Annotated in this window: 15 protein-coding genes; 13 read left to right on the plus strand and 2 right to left on the minus strand. The window is 52.2% G+C overall.

From position 1 onward, the window contains the following. The first annotated feature begins 63 nt into the window (after window positions 1-63). The 13 genes from JDF658_RS01615 (at window position 64) to JDF658_RS01675 (ending at window position 13,390) form a co-directional block, all read left to right on the plus strand. Window positions 64-594, plus strand: coding sequence for an RNA polymerase sigma factor (locus JDF658_RS01615; RefSeq protein WP_079906271.1), 531 nt, complete (start codon window positions 64-66; stop codon window positions 592-594). Continuing rightward, the gene (locus JDF658_RS01620) at window positions 591-1,736 is read left to right on the plus strand and encodes a DUF4349 domain-containing protein (RefSeq protein WP_079906305.1); all 1,146 of its coding nucleotides are present in this window, start codon (window positions 591-593) and stop codon (window positions 1,734-1,736) included. Before JDF658_RS01615 ends, JDF658_RS01620 begins: the two co-directional genes overlap by 4 nt. 70 nt (window positions 1,737-1,806) lie before the next feature. Then, window positions 1,807-4,335: a DNA polymerase I gene (gene polA, locus JDF658_RS01625; RefSeq protein ID WP_079906272.1), complete on the plus strand. Its 2,529-nt coding sequence runs from the start codon at window positions 1,807-1,809 to the stop codon at window positions 4,333-4,335. 2 nt (window positions 4,336-4,337) lie between these two features. After that, window positions 4,338-5,165 (plus strand): bifunctional DNA-formamidopyrimidine glycosylase/DNA-(apurinic or apyrimidinic site) lyase, encoded by an 828-nt coding sequence (mutM, locus tag JDF658_RS01630; RefSeq protein WP_079906273.1) that lies wholly within the window; start codon window positions 4,338-4,340, stop codon window positions 5,163-5,165. Window positions 5,166-5,225: 60 nt separating this feature from the next. After that, window positions 5,226-5,858, plus strand: coding sequence for a sporulation membrane protein YtaF (ytaF, locus tag JDF658_RS01635; RefSeq protein WP_159446525.1), 633 nt, complete (start codon window positions 5,226-5,228; stop codon window positions 5,856-5,858). A gap of 109 nt (window positions 5,859-5,967) precedes the next feature. Next, window positions 5,968-6,561, plus strand: coding sequence for a dephospho-CoA kinase (gene coaE, locus JDF658_RS01640; protein ID WP_078664257.1), 594 nt, complete (start codon window positions 5,968-5,970; stop codon window positions 6,559-6,561). Window positions 6,562-6,634: 73 nt separating this feature from the next. Further along, on the plus strand, window positions 6,635-7,156 hold the full coding sequence (locus JDF658_RS01645) for a lytic transglycosylase domain-containing protein (RefSeq protein WP_242946582.1): 522 nt from the start codon (window positions 6,635-6,637) through the stop codon (window positions 7,154-7,156). Window positions 7,157-7,277: 121 nt separating this feature from the next. Further along, window positions 7,278-7,733, plus strand: coding sequence for an Lrp/AsnC family transcriptional regulator (locus JDF658_RS01650; protein ID WP_078664255.1), 456 nt, complete (start codon window positions 7,278-7,280; stop codon window positions 7,731-7,733). A gap of 29 nt (window positions 7,734-7,762) precedes the next feature. Continuing rightward, complete coding sequence (locus JDF658_RS01655) at window positions 7,763-9,418, plus strand: peptide ABC transporter substrate-binding protein (RefSeq protein ID WP_079906275.1); 1,656 nt, start codon at window positions 7,763-7,765, stop codon at window positions 9,416-9,418. A 118-nt stretch (window positions 9,419-9,536) separates the two neighbouring features. Then, the gene (locus JDF658_RS01660; RefSeq protein WP_079906276.1) at window positions 9,537-10,466 is read left to right on the plus strand and encodes an ABC transporter permease; all 930 of its coding nucleotides are present in this window, start codon (window positions 9,537-9,539) and stop codon (window positions 10,464-10,466) included. A 23-nt stretch (window positions 10,467-10,489) separates the two neighbouring features. Beyond that, a complete protein-coding gene (locus JDF658_RS01665; RefSeq protein WP_143311928.1) occupies window positions 10,490-11,386 on the plus strand; it encodes an ABC transporter permease in 897 nt (298 codons plus the stop codon). Between the two features lie 12 nt (window positions 11,387-11,398). Continuing rightward, window positions 11,399-12,418, plus strand: a complete 1,020-nt coding sequence (locus JDF658_RS01670) for an ABC transporter ATP-binding protein (protein WP_078664252.1) — start codon at window positions 11,399-11,401, stop codon at window positions 12,416-12,418. Continuing rightward, entirely contained in the window at window positions 12,419-13,390 is a 972-nt protein-coding gene (locus JDF658_RS01675) for an ABC transporter ATP-binding protein (protein WP_079906277.1), read from the plus strand. A 52-nt stretch (window positions 13,391-13,442) separates the two neighbouring features. Here JDF658_RS01675 and JDF658_RS01680 read toward each other — a convergent pair whose 3' ends face one another. Together JDF658_RS01680 and JDF658_RS01685 are read right to left on the minus strand one after the other, a co-directional pair. After that, window positions 13,443-14,009 (minus strand): hemerythrin domain-containing protein, encoded by a 567-nt coding sequence (locus JDF658_RS01680; RefSeq protein WP_078664250.1) that lies wholly within the window; start codon window positions 14,007-14,009, stop codon window positions 13,443-13,445. Window positions 14,010-14,022: 13 nt separating this feature from the next. Further along, on the minus strand, window positions 14,023-14,685 hold the full coding sequence (locus JDF658_RS01685; protein WP_079906278.1) for a DUF134 domain-containing protein: 663 nt from the start codon (window positions 14,683-14,685) through the stop codon (window positions 14,023-14,025). Between the last annotated feature and the right edge of the window lie 100 nt (window positions 14,686-14,785).

Consider the following 14,785-nt stretch of genomic DNA (forward strand, 5'->3'; position numbering starts at 1 on the left):
AGCCGGGAACTTCTGGCTCATTTTTTTCGTCTATTTAATTGAAAACGGAAAGGAGGCGAAGGGATGGAACTGGCAGAACTGCTGGCCCGCAGTCAAATAGGGGATAAAGAGGCATTTGCCCGTCTGGCAGAACATTACCAGCCCTATGTCTGGCGCGTAGCCTGGCGTTTTATGGGGAACAGAGAGGATGCGGAAGACCTGGCCCAGGAGATCTGGCTGAAAGTCTTTTTGCAATTACCGGGCTTCAAGGGGGAAGCGGCTTTTGTCACCTGGTTGTACCGCGTGGCCGCTAATACCTGCAAAGATGCCCTTCGCCGGCGTTCACGCCAGCAGGAAACAGCCTGGGAGGAAGAGATTGCTGTGGCGGTCAGGAAGGACATCGAGGGAGAGCTGGAGGTCCAGCAGCTGTTAAATCAGCTGCCGCCAGAACAGCGCCTGATTTTGATTTACCGGGATGTACAGGGTTTCAGTTATGAGGAAATTGCCGCTATCCTGGGGATTAATCTGGGGACAGTCAAATCCCGTCTGGCCCGGGCCCGGCAGAATTTGCGCCAGCTCTGGCTGGCTGCCAGGGAAAGGGGGAATGAACAATGACCTGTGAACGCGTGAAAAAACTGTTGTCTCCTTTCCTGGATGGGATGCTGACAGAAAAGGAAAGGATGGTAGTGGAGGAGCATCTGGCTACCTGTCCTGTCTGCCAGCGGGAAAAAGAGGAGCTGCAGCATTTGCAGCAGCTGCTGGCGGCTGAACCGGAGCAAACACCGGGTCCTGATTTCCAGCAGAGACTCAAAGCAAGGCTGGCCCGCCAGCCTTTAGGTGCCGGGCACGGGTGGCTGCGATTGAGCAAGGGCAAAATTGTTACTGGTGTAGCCAGTCTGGTGGCAGCTTTGCTGCTGGTGACTTTGGTCAGCTTTAGCCTCTGGCCTGGTGTTCGGGCCTTACTAAATCAAGAGAACGTTTATCATTCATATGCAGACCCAACTTTGACGGCTAAGAGTATGGCAGAGGCCCCAATGAAAGAATCGGGCAGTCCTCCTCCTTCCTCAAGTACAGCTGAGCGCAAATTGATTGTGACCGCTACTCTGGAAATCGCCGTAAAAGATGTGCAGGCCAGTTTTGAGCGCCTGCAAGCCAGAGCGGGACAATTTGGAGGCTATGTGGAAAATGCTTTTCTCCAGGGTAACCAGGAGAGGGAGGACCAGGTGCAGTCGGCTAGTGTTACGGTGCGTTTGCCAGTTGCCAAACTGGACAGCTTCCTGGCCGGTCTGGGTAAGGAAGGGCGCATCCTTACCAGCCAGCGCAGCAGCCAGGATGTTACCCTGCAGTATACGGACCTGGAAGCAAGGTTGAACAATCTTAAGGTCCAGGAAAAAAGGCTGCTGGAACTGTATCAGAAAGCCACCAAAGTGGAGGATATCCTGCGCCTGGAGGAGCAGGTGGGCCGGGTGCGGGGTGAGATTGACAGTCTGACGGCCCAGCTGAAAGTAATGAACAACCAGGTGGAATTTGCCACTATTACTGTTAATCTGCAAAAAGACCAGGCGGCCGGAATCGGTGTAGATGGGGAAGGATTCTGGGCCCAGCTGCAACTGGCCTTCTGGGAGGGGACCAATCAGCTGGTTCAGGATGCCTGGCAAGTGCTTCTGAGCCTGGTCTATAACTTCTGGCGCTTGCTCCTGGCCGGTGGAATTCTGGGGCTGGCCATCTTCTGGCTCAAGCGCAAACTGAAAAATTAGCAGGCATTTCCTACCCGGGGAAGTAGCCCCGGGCCTGTTTTTTTGTTAAAATACTTTTGAGGTGACAGGAATGAAAAAACTGCTGTTAATTGACGGCAATAGTCTGGTACATAGAGCTTACTGGGCCTTGCCTCCCCTGACTACCGGTTCGGGGGTACCCACCAATGCCGTCTTTGGTTTTCTTAACATGCTTTTAAAATTGCTGGAAGAGGAAAAACCTGACCTGGTGGCAGTAGCTTTTGATGCCGGGCGGCCTCAGTACCGGCTGGAGCTGTATCCGGAGTACAAGGGACACCGGCCCAAAACTCCTGATGACCTGCGGCCCCAGTTTCCCCTGGTCAAGGAAGTGCTGGAGGCTCTGCGCATAGCCCGCTGTGAGCTGGAGGGCTATGAAGGAGATGATATCATCGGCACCCTGGTGGAAAGGGCCAGGACAGAAGGGGGAATCAGGAGTCTAATTGTCACCGGGGATAAGGATAGTTTACAGCTGATCGACGAACAGACGGAAGTTTTGCTGTGCCGGAAAGGCATCAGTGACCTGGAGCGGTATAATTTTGAGAATTTAACGGAAAAGACGGGACTGCAACCGGCTCAGATGCTGGATTTGAAGGGGCTGATGGGGGACAGTTCTGACAATATTCCCGGTGTACCGGGGGTAGGGGAAAAAACCGCCCTCAAACTGTTACAGCAATATGGCAGCCTGGAGAACCTTTATCAGAACATAGGGGAGATTACCGGGAAACTGAGGGAAAAGCTGCTCCAGGGTCGGGAATTGGCTTTTATGAGCCGCGACCTGGCCCGGATACGCCGGGATGTACCTCTGGCTTTCAGCTGGGAGGAACTCAGGCGCCGGCAGCCTGATTATCCCCGTTTGCAGGAAATGCTGACCAAACTGGAGTTTAAAACCCTGCTCAAACGGTTCGGAGATACAACCAGTGCTGAAATTGAGGTGAGGGCAGAGGAACCAGCGGTAGTTCCTGGCAGTGAAGCAGACTGGCAGCGTTTGCTGGCCGGAGCCCGGGAGGCAGGATACCTGGTTGTGGGATATAACCCTTATGGCAGTGGCGATGCCAGATTTAAAATCGAAGAGTTCTGGCTGGCAGCGGAACAGGGAGAGCTGGCTTTTCCTCTGACCCGGGAGCGGGTTCAAACGCTGGTCGGGCTGGGTTTGCCCGTAATTACTTATGATGTAAAAACCCTGAACTGGGGTCTAAGCAATGCTCTGGGGCAGGTGGTCTGGTTGAATCCAGCAGGAGATTTACTGCTGGCCCGATATTTACTGGATCCGGGCAAGAAACAGGAACCACCGGCCGGTTCACTGCTAAAAGCCTGGGAACAGGCCCGGGAACAGTTAGAAGCCAGGGATTTAACCCATTTATTGACTGAGGTAGAACAGCCCCTGGCTGAGCTGCTGTTCCGCATGGAACGGACTGGAATAAGGGTTGATGCCGGGGAGCTGGAACAGATGGGCCAGGAGCTGCAGGCAGCGATCCAGCGCTTGACCGGGGAAATTTACCAGCTGGCGGGGGAGGAGTTTAACCTTAATTCTCCCAAACAGCTGGGGGAAATTCTCTTTAATAAACTGGGTTTACCGGTGCTAAAGAAAACCAAGACCGGTTTTTCCACCAGTGCCGAAGTGCTGGAAGAACTGGCTCTGCATCATCCTATCGTGGAAAAAATCCTGGAGTACCGGCAACTGGCCAAACTGCAGTCTACCTATATAGCCGGCTTACAACAGCTACTGGGGGCTGATGGGTTGATCCATACTACTTTTAATCAAGCCGTTACTGCGACCGGACGGTTAAGCAGCACCGAACCCAATTTGCAGAATATTCCGGTGCGGCTGGAACTGGGCCGCCGCATCCGCAAGGCTTTTCGGCCCCTGGAACCGGGACACAAATTGCTTTCTGCCGACTATTCCCAGATCGAGCTGCGCATTCTGGCTCATTTCAGTGGGGATCCGGAGCTGGTGGCAGCTTTCCGGCAGGGGGAAGACATTCATACCAAAACCGCCAGCCAGGTCTTTGGCGTACCGCGGGAAGCGGTAACCAGGGAAATGCGGCGGGCGGCCAAAGCGGTCAATTTTGGGATTGTCTACGGGCTCAGTGACTTTGGTTTGGCCCGGGATCTGAAAATCAGCCGGACGGAAGCCAGGGCCTATATCGAAAGCTATTTTCGCCAGTATCCCGGGGTTAAGGACTATATTAACCAGACCATAGCCCGGGCCAAAGAGCAAGGCTATGTCACTACTCTGCTGGGACGCCGCCGCTATTTGCCAGATCTGTTCAGCAGTAACCGGAATGTCCGGGCTTTTGGCGAGAGGACAGCAGTGAATACCCCGATTCAGGGGACAGCGGCGGATATTATGAAAGTGGCGATGCTGAAAGCCGATGCGGCCCTGAAAAGAACCGGGCTCAAGGCCAGAATGCTGCTGCAGGTCCACGATGAACTGATTTTTGATGTACCGGCGGAAGAAGTCCGGGAAGTAGCCCGGGTTCTCAGGGAAGCAATGGACACAGCAGTACAGCTGACAGTGCCCCTGGAAGTGGAAGTTAAGGCCGGAGATAACTGGTATGATATGAGTCAGCTGGAGGTGTAATTATGCCGGAATTGCCGGAAGTGGAGACAGTGCGACGCAGCCTTTCCCCTCTTGTGTGTGGCCAGGAAATCAGAGCAGTAGAGGTATTGCATCCGGGGGTAATCAAAGGGGTGCTGAATGCCCGGGCCTTCGTTACAAACCTGATGGGACGGCGTTTTGTGGAAATCCGGCGGCGGGGCAAATATCTGCTTTTTCTGCTGGATGATGGGCAGGTACTGCTGATCCATTTGCGCATGACCGGCCGACTGGTGCTGGCAGAGGCGGAGGCGCCTTTGTTGCCCCATACCCATCTGATCTGGCACCTGTCCAGCGGTCAACAGCTGCGTTTCAGTGATGTGCGCCGTTTTGGTGAGGTGCGGCTTTGCCGCCAGGAGCAACTGGAGATAGAGCCAGGGTTGGCCCGGCTGGGACCAGAGCCTCTGGAGCAGGAATGGACAGTGGCAACACTGGCGGCAGCTGTACGGGGGAAAAAAGCTCCCATCAAGAATATTTTGCTGAACCAGGAAATAGTGGCCGGGCTGGGCAATATTTATGCCGATGAGGCTCTCTACCGGGCAGGTATCAAGCCGGATCGGCCTGGTCAATCTTTGAGCCAGGGGGAGACCGAGCGCCTCTGGCTGGCAGTACGTCAGGTTCTGGCCGAAGGGATAGAAAACCGGGGCACTTCTTTCAGTGATTATGTGGATGGGCTGGGCCAGAAAGGCCAGATGCAGACAAGGCTGAAGGTCTATGGTCGCAGCGGTTCACCCTGCCACAGCTGTGGCACTATCCTGGAGAAAATGCGCCTGGCAGGCAGGAGCACCGTTTACTGTCCTGTCTGCCAGCAGTAACCTTTCCCTTGCCCTTGCCATATAGTGAGATAGACTTATCTGGCAAGGGAGGGAAAGAGGTTGAATTTACTGGTCGGTATTTTATTCGCGGTTGCGTTGAGTCTGGATGGACTGGCTGCGGGGATGGCTTATGGTTTACGGCAGATCAGGGTGCCCTGGTATTCTCTCCTGATCATCAGCCTGGCGTCTTCCGCTACTCTGGCCCTGTCCCTGCTGGGCGGAAAGGGATTGTACCGCTTTTTGCCTGCGGTCTGGGCGGAAAAGATAGGCGGCCTGATTCTGATCGGGGTGGGGATCTGGATTTTTGCCCAGAGGCTGGGCTCCGCTGAAGAAAGGGGAGAAAAAGAGGAGGCTACCCTGGTCAAATTTCGCATTCCCGGTCTGGGTTTAATTATCCAGATTTTGCGGGAGCCCCAGCAGGCGGACCTGGATCGCTCGGGAGTCATTTCACCATTAGAAGCCCTCTGGCTGGGGGTGGCCCTGGCGCTGGATGCCTTTGCCGCTGGAATTGGCCTGGGCCTAACCGATGCCAGTATGTGGGAAATACCCCTGCTGGTGGGGGTAACCACATTTATTATGGTGGGAGGAGGCTTGAAACTGGGACAGGTTTGCAGTCGGCTGGCTTCTTCCCGCTGGGCAGCAATTTTACCGGGAATGATTTTAGTGGTATTGGGGATAAATAAATTGAGATGAACAACAAGGGGACCGGCAGCGGTCTTCTTTTTCTGTAATCCAGGGCAGGAATTGCCGCCTCAGGCTCGAATATATACTGTATATAATGTGCCTGAAAGGAGCGGTAACCGTGCGGGTAATCGGTCTGACCGGCGGTTTGGCCAGTGGCAAGTCCACGGTTTCGTCTTATTTAAAAGAAAAAGGGGCAGAAATCCTGGATGCGGATTTGATTGCCCGGGAACTGATGGCTCCAGGCCAGCCGGCCTGGCTGGAAGTAGTGCGCTATTTCGGCCGGGATGTACTCAATGAAGATGGGTCTATTAACCGGCAGGTGCTGGCGGAGAGAGTCTTTACCCGTTCGGAAGACCTGGCTCTGTTAAATGCCATCACTCATCCCCTGGTCAGACAGGAGATAGTGCGCCGCCTGAATGAGCTGAACAACCGTCCTACCCCACCTCCGGTAGCGGTGGTGGATGCACCTCTGTTAATTGAAGCGGGTTTGACCGACCTGGTGGAAGAGGTCTGGCTGGTGGCGGTAGAGCCGAAAATTCAGATTGAGCGGGCGGTGGCCCGGGGTATGGCAGCTGAGGAAGCGCAAAGAAGGCTGGCTGCCCAGTGGCCTCTGGACAAAAAAATGGTATATGCTACCAGGGTTATTGATAATAATGGAAGCAGAGAAGAGATGAAAAAGCAAGTGGATGAATTATGGCTCCAGCTGCTTTAAATGGAGTGGTTGTGGTTTGAAAAAGTATGGAAAAGGAAGAAAAAGAGCACTCTATTGGACAGGGGTAGCTGTTTTGTTTTTGCTGATACTCATTATCGGGCAGAGCCGGGCCCTGTGGAAATGGCTCTACCCCTTTCCCTATCAGGAGGTGATCTACCGGGAGGCGGAACGCTATCATCTGGATCCCTTACTGGTGGCAGCGGTAATTCATACGGAAAGCAAATTTAATCCCCGGGCCCGTTCGGAAAAAGGGGCCATTGGCCTAATGCAGCTGATGCCGGAAACTGCCCGCTGGGCAGCTTCACAACTGCAACTGGGGTCGGTAAAAGAGGAGGATTTGTTAAGGCCGGAGCTTAATATCAAGCTGGGATGCTGGTACATAAATCAGCTGGCCCGGGAGTTTAATGGTGACATGATAATCGTCCTGGCTGCCTATAATGGTGGCAGTGGCAACGTGCGGAAATGGCTGGAAAAAGAGAAATGGAGCGGACAGCATTCCACCATCGATGACATTCCTTTTCCGGAAACCAGAGCATATGTTAAAAAAACCCTGCGAGCTTATGAAATTTATCAAATTTTATATGCACAAAAATAAATTTTTGCAAAATTCTCAAGATATTCAGCAGGATTCTTACGAAAAACGTAGAAATATATAAAACACGCTACGAAAAAAGATTGTAAACTAGAACATCTCATGCTATTATTAGGAGGGGAAAATGAAAGGCCAGGGAGAAATTGACGCACTTGACCGTGAGATTATCAAACTGCTCCAGGAAGATGGGCGCAAGCCCTACACAGAAATGGCGCAACGCCTGGGAGTGAGCGAAGGGACGGTGAGAAGCCGGGTCAACCGCATGGTGGAGGAAGGGATTATAGAAATTGTTGTCCATGCCAATCCTGGCCGGGTAGGGTTACATACCCAGGCTATTATCGGCCTTACTACCCAGTTAGGGATGACCGAAGAGGTAGCCCAGCAGCTGATACCTTTCAAGGAGGTTCGCTTTATCGCTGTCTCCTCGGGGGCCTATGACCTGATTATCCAGGTTTACGTGGAGAACAATGAAAGGCTCCTTGAATTTGTCCACCAGAAGCTGGCCAGGATTCCCGGAATTGTCAGGGCGGATGTGTCGATTGAACTCAAAGTCTACAAAGACACCTTTGATTTTGTGTAGGGTAAACTGATCTAAAGGAGGATTAGCGCATGAAATTTGGGAAAAAAGCACTGGCCGCTCTTCTTTCTCTCAGCCTGGTGCTGGGAGCCGGTCTGGCTGGTTGTGCCGGCAAGACTGAAACCAAAGAAGGGGGCAAACAGGCTGAAGTACAAATGGCCAAAGAACAGGTGATCAAGTACAACCTGGGAGCTGACCCGGAAACTCTGGATCCCGCCAAAGCTACCGGCGCTCCCGAAATGACAGTTCTAAATGCCCTGTTTGAAGGTTTGACCCGCTATGACAAGGATGGCAAAATTGCCCCTGGTATGGCGGAAAAGTGGGAGATTTCCGCAGATGGTACCAAATACACCTTCCATCTGCGGGATGCCAAGTGGTCCAATGGCGACCCTGTAACTGCTAAAGATTTTGAATACGCCTGGCTGCGGGCCCTGGATCCCAAGACTGCTTCTGACTACGCTTATCAGCTCTACTACCTGAAAAACGGGGAAGAGTACAACAGCGGCAAAATCACCGACCCTGCTCAGGTAGGGGTCAAAGCCATCGATGATAAAACCCTGGAAGTAACCCTTAAGGCTCCTGCTCCCCAGTTCCTGGGTCTGACTGCTTTCTCCACCCTCTATCCGGTGAACAAGAAAGCCGTTGAGGCCAATCCCGAAGCCTGGTTCAAAAAGCCGGAAACCATGATTACCAACGGACCCTTCAAGATGAAAGAATGGACACCTAAGCAGCAGATTGTGGTTGAAAAGAACCCCGGCTACTGGGATGCTAATACTGTGAAGCTGAATCAGGTTGTCTTCACTATGGTTGAATCTGCTGATACTGAACTTACCATGTTCAAGACCGGTCAGATCGATATTGGGAACAATCCGCCCACTCAGGAAATCGAAAACCTGAAGAAAGACGGTTCTTTGAAAATCGGACCCCAGTTGACCACCTATTTCTATCGTTTCAATGTAACCCGGAAACCTCTGGATAATCCCAAGGTGCGGAAAGCTCTGGCCCTGGCCATTGACCGGGAAGCTATTGTCAAGAATGTAACCAAGGCTGGACAGACTCCGGCTGATGCCTTTGTTCCCGTTGGTTTCCCCGATGCAACCCCGGATAAGGATTTCCGCAAAGTAGGCGGTTCCCTGATCAAGACCTTCGACGCAGAAGAAGCCAGGAAGCTGCTGGCTGAAGCTGGTTATCCCGATGGCAAGGGTTTCCCGGAGATCACCATTCTCTATAACACCAATGAAAACCATCAGAAGATAGCACTGGCCATTCAGGAAATGTGGAAAAAGAACCTGGGTATCAATGTGAAACTGGTGAACCAGGAGTGGAAAGTCTACCTCAAGTCCCAGTCTAATCTGGATTATGACATTTCCCGTGCCGGTTGGGGTGCTGACTATCTGGATCCCATGACCTTCATGGATATGTTTGTCACCAATGGCGGTAACAACAATACTGGCTGGAGCAACGCCAGGTATGATGAGCTGATCAAAAAGGCTAACCTGGAGTCTGACAATGCCAAGCGCATGGAATACATGCATGAGGCGGAAAAGATCCTCATGGATGAAATGCCCATTGCTCCTATCTACTTCTATACTCATCCCTATCTGATGAAAGATAACCTGAAAGATGTAGTAGTACCCAGCTTTGGTCCCTATTTCGAATTTAAGTGGGCCTGGGTAGCAGAGAAATAAGCTACTTTTAGAGGACGGCAGGGAGGTATATGCGGCTCCGCAAAGGGAGTCCGCATATACCTTCTTACCTTGTTAGGGAACTAGTAAAATAATGGTACAGCCAGGAGGTGTTTTCGGGGTGCTGAGATTTTTAGTGAGGCGTGCGATTTCGGTGGTGACCGCCCTCTTTTTTGTGGTGACCCTCACCTTTTTTATGATGAAAGCCATTCCCGGCGGGCCTTTCGATGCGGAAAAGAAACTGCCGCCGGCTATTCAGAAGAACCTGGAGGAAAAATATCACCTTAATGATCCCCTGTACAAGCAGTACCTGGATTACTTGAAAGGGGTAGTAACCTGGAACCTGGGCCCGTCTTTCAAGGAAGAAGGGGTTACAGTCAATGATATCATCAAAACCTATTTCCCTGTCTCCGCTACCCTGGGGGCAGTAGCTGTTGCCTTTTCGTTGCTAGTAGGTATTATTTCCGGAATCATAGCTGCATTACGACATAACAAGTGGCAGGATTATCTGGCCATGATTTTGTCCACTATCGGATTTGCTGTGCCCAGTTTTATTCTGGCGACCTTGCTGATGTACGTGTTTGCCCTCAAACTGCAATGGTTTCCGGCAGCGATGTGGGGGAGCTGGGAGAATGTGGTACTTCCCGCTCTGGCGCTATCCGGGATGCCGACTGCGGTTATTGCTAGATTTATGCGCTCCAGCATGTTAGAGGTCTTACAACAGGATTATATCAAGACAGCTAAAGCCAAAGGGTTGTCTGAACGGGTAATTATCTACCGGCACGCTTTGCGCAATGCCTTAATGCCCATTATTACCTATCTGGGCCCTCTGGTGGCCGGTATCTTCACCGGTTCCTTTGTGGTGGAGCATATTTTTGCTATTCCTGGTCTGGGCCGCTATTTTGTCACCAGCATCAGCAACCGGGATTATACCGTGATCATGGGTCTGACTATCTTCTACAGTATTTTCCTGGTTTTGATGAACCTGCTGGTAGACCTGGCCTATGCGGCTGTTGATCCGCGCATAAAACTTGTGGAGAAGAAAGGGTGATCACGGTGGAGCTGTCCAAAGAGATGTTTCAACGGGTGGAAGTAGAAAAGGGGGCGGCAGAAGCCATCACCCGACCCAGTACCACCTTCTGGCAGGATGCCTGGCGGCGTCTGAAGAAAAACAAGCTGGCAGTAACCGGTCTGTGGATTATCGGGATTATGATCATTCTGGCTATTTTTGGCCCCTATATCAGCGGGTATACTTATTCAGATCAGAACCTGAACGCAACCAACCTGCCCCCTTCAACTGCGCACTGGTTCGGCACCGATGACCTGGGCCGGGATCTCTTCACCCGGGTGATGTACGGTGCCCGCATCTCCTTGTTCATTGGGATTGCCACCAGTTTGATTACCTTTATCATCGGTGTTATCTATGGTGGCATTTCCGGCTACCTGGGCGGGAAAGTGGATGAAATCATGATGCGGATTGTGGAAATCTTCTGGTCTGTACCTTTCCTGCTCTACGTGATTTTGTTGATGGTGATCATGACTCCCGGCCTGAAAACCATCTTGATTGCCCTGGGAGCGGTTTACTGGATGGGGATGGCCCGGATTGTACGGGGACAGGTGCTGGCCTTGAAAGAACAGGAATATGTGCTGGCAGCCCGCACTCTGGGGGCCAGTTCCTGGCGTATCCTGTTCCGCCATCTGATTCCCAACGCCATGGGTCCGATTATCATTCAAATGACTCTGGCTATTCCGGAAGCAATTTTCACCGAAGCCTGGCTCAGCTTCCTGGGTCTGGGGGTTTCTGCACCTATGGCATCCTGGGGTGTGCTGGCCAGTGACGGCATCAAGGGGATTTACTCCTATCCCTGGCAGATCTTCTTCCCCGCGATGTTTATCACCATTACCATCTTAGCCTTTAACTTCCTGGGTGACGGGCTGCGCGATGCCCTCGATCCCCGTATGCGCAAATAGGAGGTGCTGGGATTGCAACAGGAAAAACTCTTAGAGGTCAAAGACCTGCGGGTGTCTTTCTTCACCTATGCTGGTGAAGTACAGGCTGTCCGCGGTGTCAGTTTTCATGTTAATAAAGGAGAAGCAGTGGGGATCGTAGGGGAGTCCGGTTGTGGTAAGTCAGTAACCTCTCAGTCCATTATGCGGCTGATTCCCTGGCCCCCCGGGAAAATTGTAGGTGGTCAGATTCTTTTCCAGGGCAAGGACCTGGTTAATGCCACCGAACAGGAAATGGAAAAAATCCGGGGCAATGAGATCGGTATGATCTTCCAGGACCCCATGACCTCCTTGAACCCCACCATGACCATCGGTCGGCAAATTGCCGAAGGTTTGATCAAACACCAGGGTTTGAGCAAGGAGCAGGCCCGGGCTAAAGCAATTGAGATGCTGGGGAAGGTGGGCATTCCCAGCCCGGAAAAACGGGTGGACCAATATCCGCATGAATTTTCCGGAGGTATGCGGCAACGGGTTATGATTGCCATCGCCCTGGCCTGCAATCCCAAACTGCTGATTGCTGACGAGCCTACTACTGCCCTGGATGTGACCATCCAGGCCCAGATTATCGATTTAATGCGGGATTTGCAGAAGGATATGGATACTTCCATTATCCTGATCACTCATGATCTTGGGGTAGTGGCAGATCTCTGCGAAAGGGTCATCGTTATGTATGCCGGTAAGGTAGTGGAAGTGGGTACTGCCCGTGATATTTTCCACAAACCTCAGCATCCTTATACCTGGGGGTTGCTGCGTTCTGTACCGCGGCTGGATGCCCGCAAAAAAGAGCCTCTCAGCCCCATTTACGGTACACCACCGGATTTGCTCAATCCACCTAAAGGCTGCGGTTTTGCTGCCCGTTGCGAATATTGCATGAAAGTCTGTTTGGAGCAGGAACCACCGGTAACAGACCTGGGGAACGGCCATCAGGTAGCATGCTGGTTGCAACATCCTCAGGCGCCTAAACCGGAACGCCTGCAGGTAAAGGAGGTGGGCTAAGTGGCCAAACAACCACTGGTAGAAGTTAAAGGATTGAAAAAGTTTTTCGAGGTAGGCCACGGCCAGGTCCTGAAAGCGGTCAATAACCTCAATCTGACCATTCATAAGGGAGAAACTGTCGGTCTGGTAGGGGAGTCAGGTTGCGGTAAGTCCACTGCCGGTAGGACCATCATTCGGCTCTATGAGCCCACAGCCGGTCAGGTTCTATTCAATGGCCGCAATATCTATGATCTGAAGGGGAAAGAGTTGCTGCAATTGCGGCGGGGCATGCAGATGATCTTCCAGGACCCCTATGCTTCCCTGAACCCCCGTATGACGGTAGGGGATATCATCGGGGAGGCGCTGGATATCCACGGTCTGGCCAAGGGCAAGGCCCGCCAGGAACGGATTATCGAGCTATTGCGTCTGGTTGGCCTCAATGCCGAGCATGCTAACCGCTTCCCCCATGAATTTTCCGGGGGTCAGCGGCAGCGGGTGGGTATCGCTCGAGCCCTGGCAGTAGAGCCCCAGTTCATTATCTGCGATGAGCCCATCTCCGCCCTGGATGTGTCCATTCAGGCGCAGGTGGTTAACCTGCTCAAGGATTTGCAGGAAAAAATGGGCCTGACCTATCTCTTTATAGCCCATGACCTGGCTATGGTTAAATACATCAGTGACCGGGTAGCGGTGATGTATCTGGGCAAGATGGTGGAGCTGGCTGAGTCCTTTGAACTGTATGACCGGCCGCTGCATCCCTATACCCAGGCCTTGCTGTCAGCTATTCCCATTCCCGATCCGGAAGTGGAGGCTTCCCGGCAGCGCATAATCCTGCAGGGGGATGTGCCCAGTCCCATCAATCCCCCCAGTGGGTGCCATTTCCGCACCCGCTGCCGTTATGCCAAGCCTATCTGTGCTGAACAGGAGCCGGAGTTAAGAGATATGGGCGGCGGTCACATGGTAGCCTGCCACTTCGCCGGTGAAGTGGGTAGATAAATGAAAAAAGCCCCTCTGGAAGAATTTTCTATTCCGGAGGGGTTTACGTTTGTTAAATTGATTCAATACCCAGCCTATCCGCCAGTTCCCGGGCAAAATTAACATACTTATCCCGGATCGCAGCATTTTCAGGATCAGCCTCAATTTCGGCAAACAGCCGATTGAGGCTTTCTTTTGTTTCCGGGGCCAGCTGACGCCAGGCCAGAGGATAGATGACATTGTCTTCCTTATGGATGTGTTCCTGCAACAACTGCTCATAGCCGATGGCATTGGCAATCACATCCAGTTTGGCACTCTTATCGCCCTGATCCCAGCGGTTGAGAGCTTCCGCCAGTTTGCTGATAAACCGCCGCCCCAGATCATGTTCCACCAGCATGCCCAGCACGGGACCATCCTTCAACCGCTGGTCCATTTCTCCTTCCATACGGTTAAACAGCTGGTCTTCTTCTTTCATGTGATGATATTTATCGGCATAGTTGCGGACAAATTCAATAATCTGCCGGAAGAGGGCGGTATCCACCTCCGCCCCTTCCACTATCTGAGAACAAAGCTGGCGAATAGCCTTTAATACCAGCAGGATAGGTTTATGTTCGGCAATCAGGATCTCTTTTGCATCCATTGAATTTCACCTCTTAATCTGAATGACGATGGTGGCCATGACTGTGACCGCCTCCGCAGCCGCAGGAAGGGGTACCACTGGTCAGTTTGCCTGCAAGGAAGGCTGCAACTGCTTCTTCAACAGTGCCACTGGCTCCACAATAGACATTAATACCGGCAGATTGCAAGTGAGACATAGCTCCCTGACCGATACCCCTGGCCAAGGCCACGCTGACCCCTTCTGATTGCAGCAGTTCAGCCAGGCGGCCGTGCTGATGCTGGTAGCTGGCTGTATCGACCAGAGCTTTATTGACAATCTGGTTGTCTTCCACTGTTACTATGGTAAACTGCCGGGAACGACCGAAATGGGGATTAACCTGACCGTTTTCAGTGGGTATAGCGATTTTCATCGTATATCTGCCTCCTCCGTGAATGAGTATGCCATGGCCCATGAGCAGGGCATGGGCGATTTTTTGCCGGGCCTGTTTGAGCAGGCGGTGAAAAGTAGGGCGACTCACCCCCATGGTCTGGGCACATTCCTCCTGTTCCAGATCCAGATAATCTTTAAGGCGAATAGCTTCCAATTCTTCAAAGGTGAGTTCAATATCATGCAAATGGCTAGAAGGAACACCTGCCGGTTTATAATAGCGTGCCCAGGGCAAAGCTCTAATATGTCGACACCGGGTAGGTCGGACCATTCCATCACCTCCTTATTTTCAACATAACACGATTATGAACATATGTCAATAATAATTGGCATGAAATACCATGAATTTTTTTCGTTAGAAATATAACACT

Source organism: Carboxydocella sp. JDF658, assembly GCF_002049395.1.
GTDB lineage: Bacteria > Bacillota.

Excerpts from the sequence above, each read along its gene's own strand:
- mutM (WP_079906273.1), top strand. The coding sequence starts at position 4,338 with ATGCCGGAATTGCCGGAAGTGGAGACAGTGCGACGCAGCCTTTCCCCT.
- JDF658_RS01680 (WP_078664250.1), bottom strand. The coding sequence starts at position 14,009 with ATGGATGCAAAAGAGATCCTGATTGCCGAACATAAACCTATCCTGCTG.
- JDF658_RS01665 (WP_143311928.1), top strand. The coding sequence starts at position 10,490 with ATGTTTCAACGGGTGGAAGTAGAAAAGGGGGCGGCAGAAGCCATCACC.
- JDF658_RS01650 (WP_078664255.1), top strand. The coding sequence starts at position 7,278 with ATGAAAGGCCAGGGAGAAATTGACGCACTTGACCGTGAGATTATCAAA.
- JDF658_RS01615 (WP_079906271.1), top strand. The coding sequence starts at position 64 with ATGGAACTGGCAGAACTGCTGGCCCGCAGTCAAATAGGGGATAAAGAG.
- JDF658_RS01655 (WP_079906275.1), top strand. The coding sequence starts at position 7,763 with ATGAAATTTGGGAAAAAAGCACTGGCCGCTCTTCTTTCTCTCAGCCTG.
- JDF658_RS01620 (WP_079906305.1), top strand. The coding sequence starts at position 591 with ATGACCTGTGAACGCGTGAAAAAACTGTTGTCTCCTTTCCTGGATGGG.
- JDF658_RS01685 (WP_079906278.1), bottom strand. The coding sequence starts at position 14,685 with ATGGTCCGACCTACCCGGTGTCGACATATTAGAGCTTTGCCCTGGGCA.
- polA (WP_079906272.1), top strand. The coding sequence starts at position 1,807 with ATGAAAAAACTGCTGTTAATTGACGGCAATAGTCTGGTACATAGAGCT.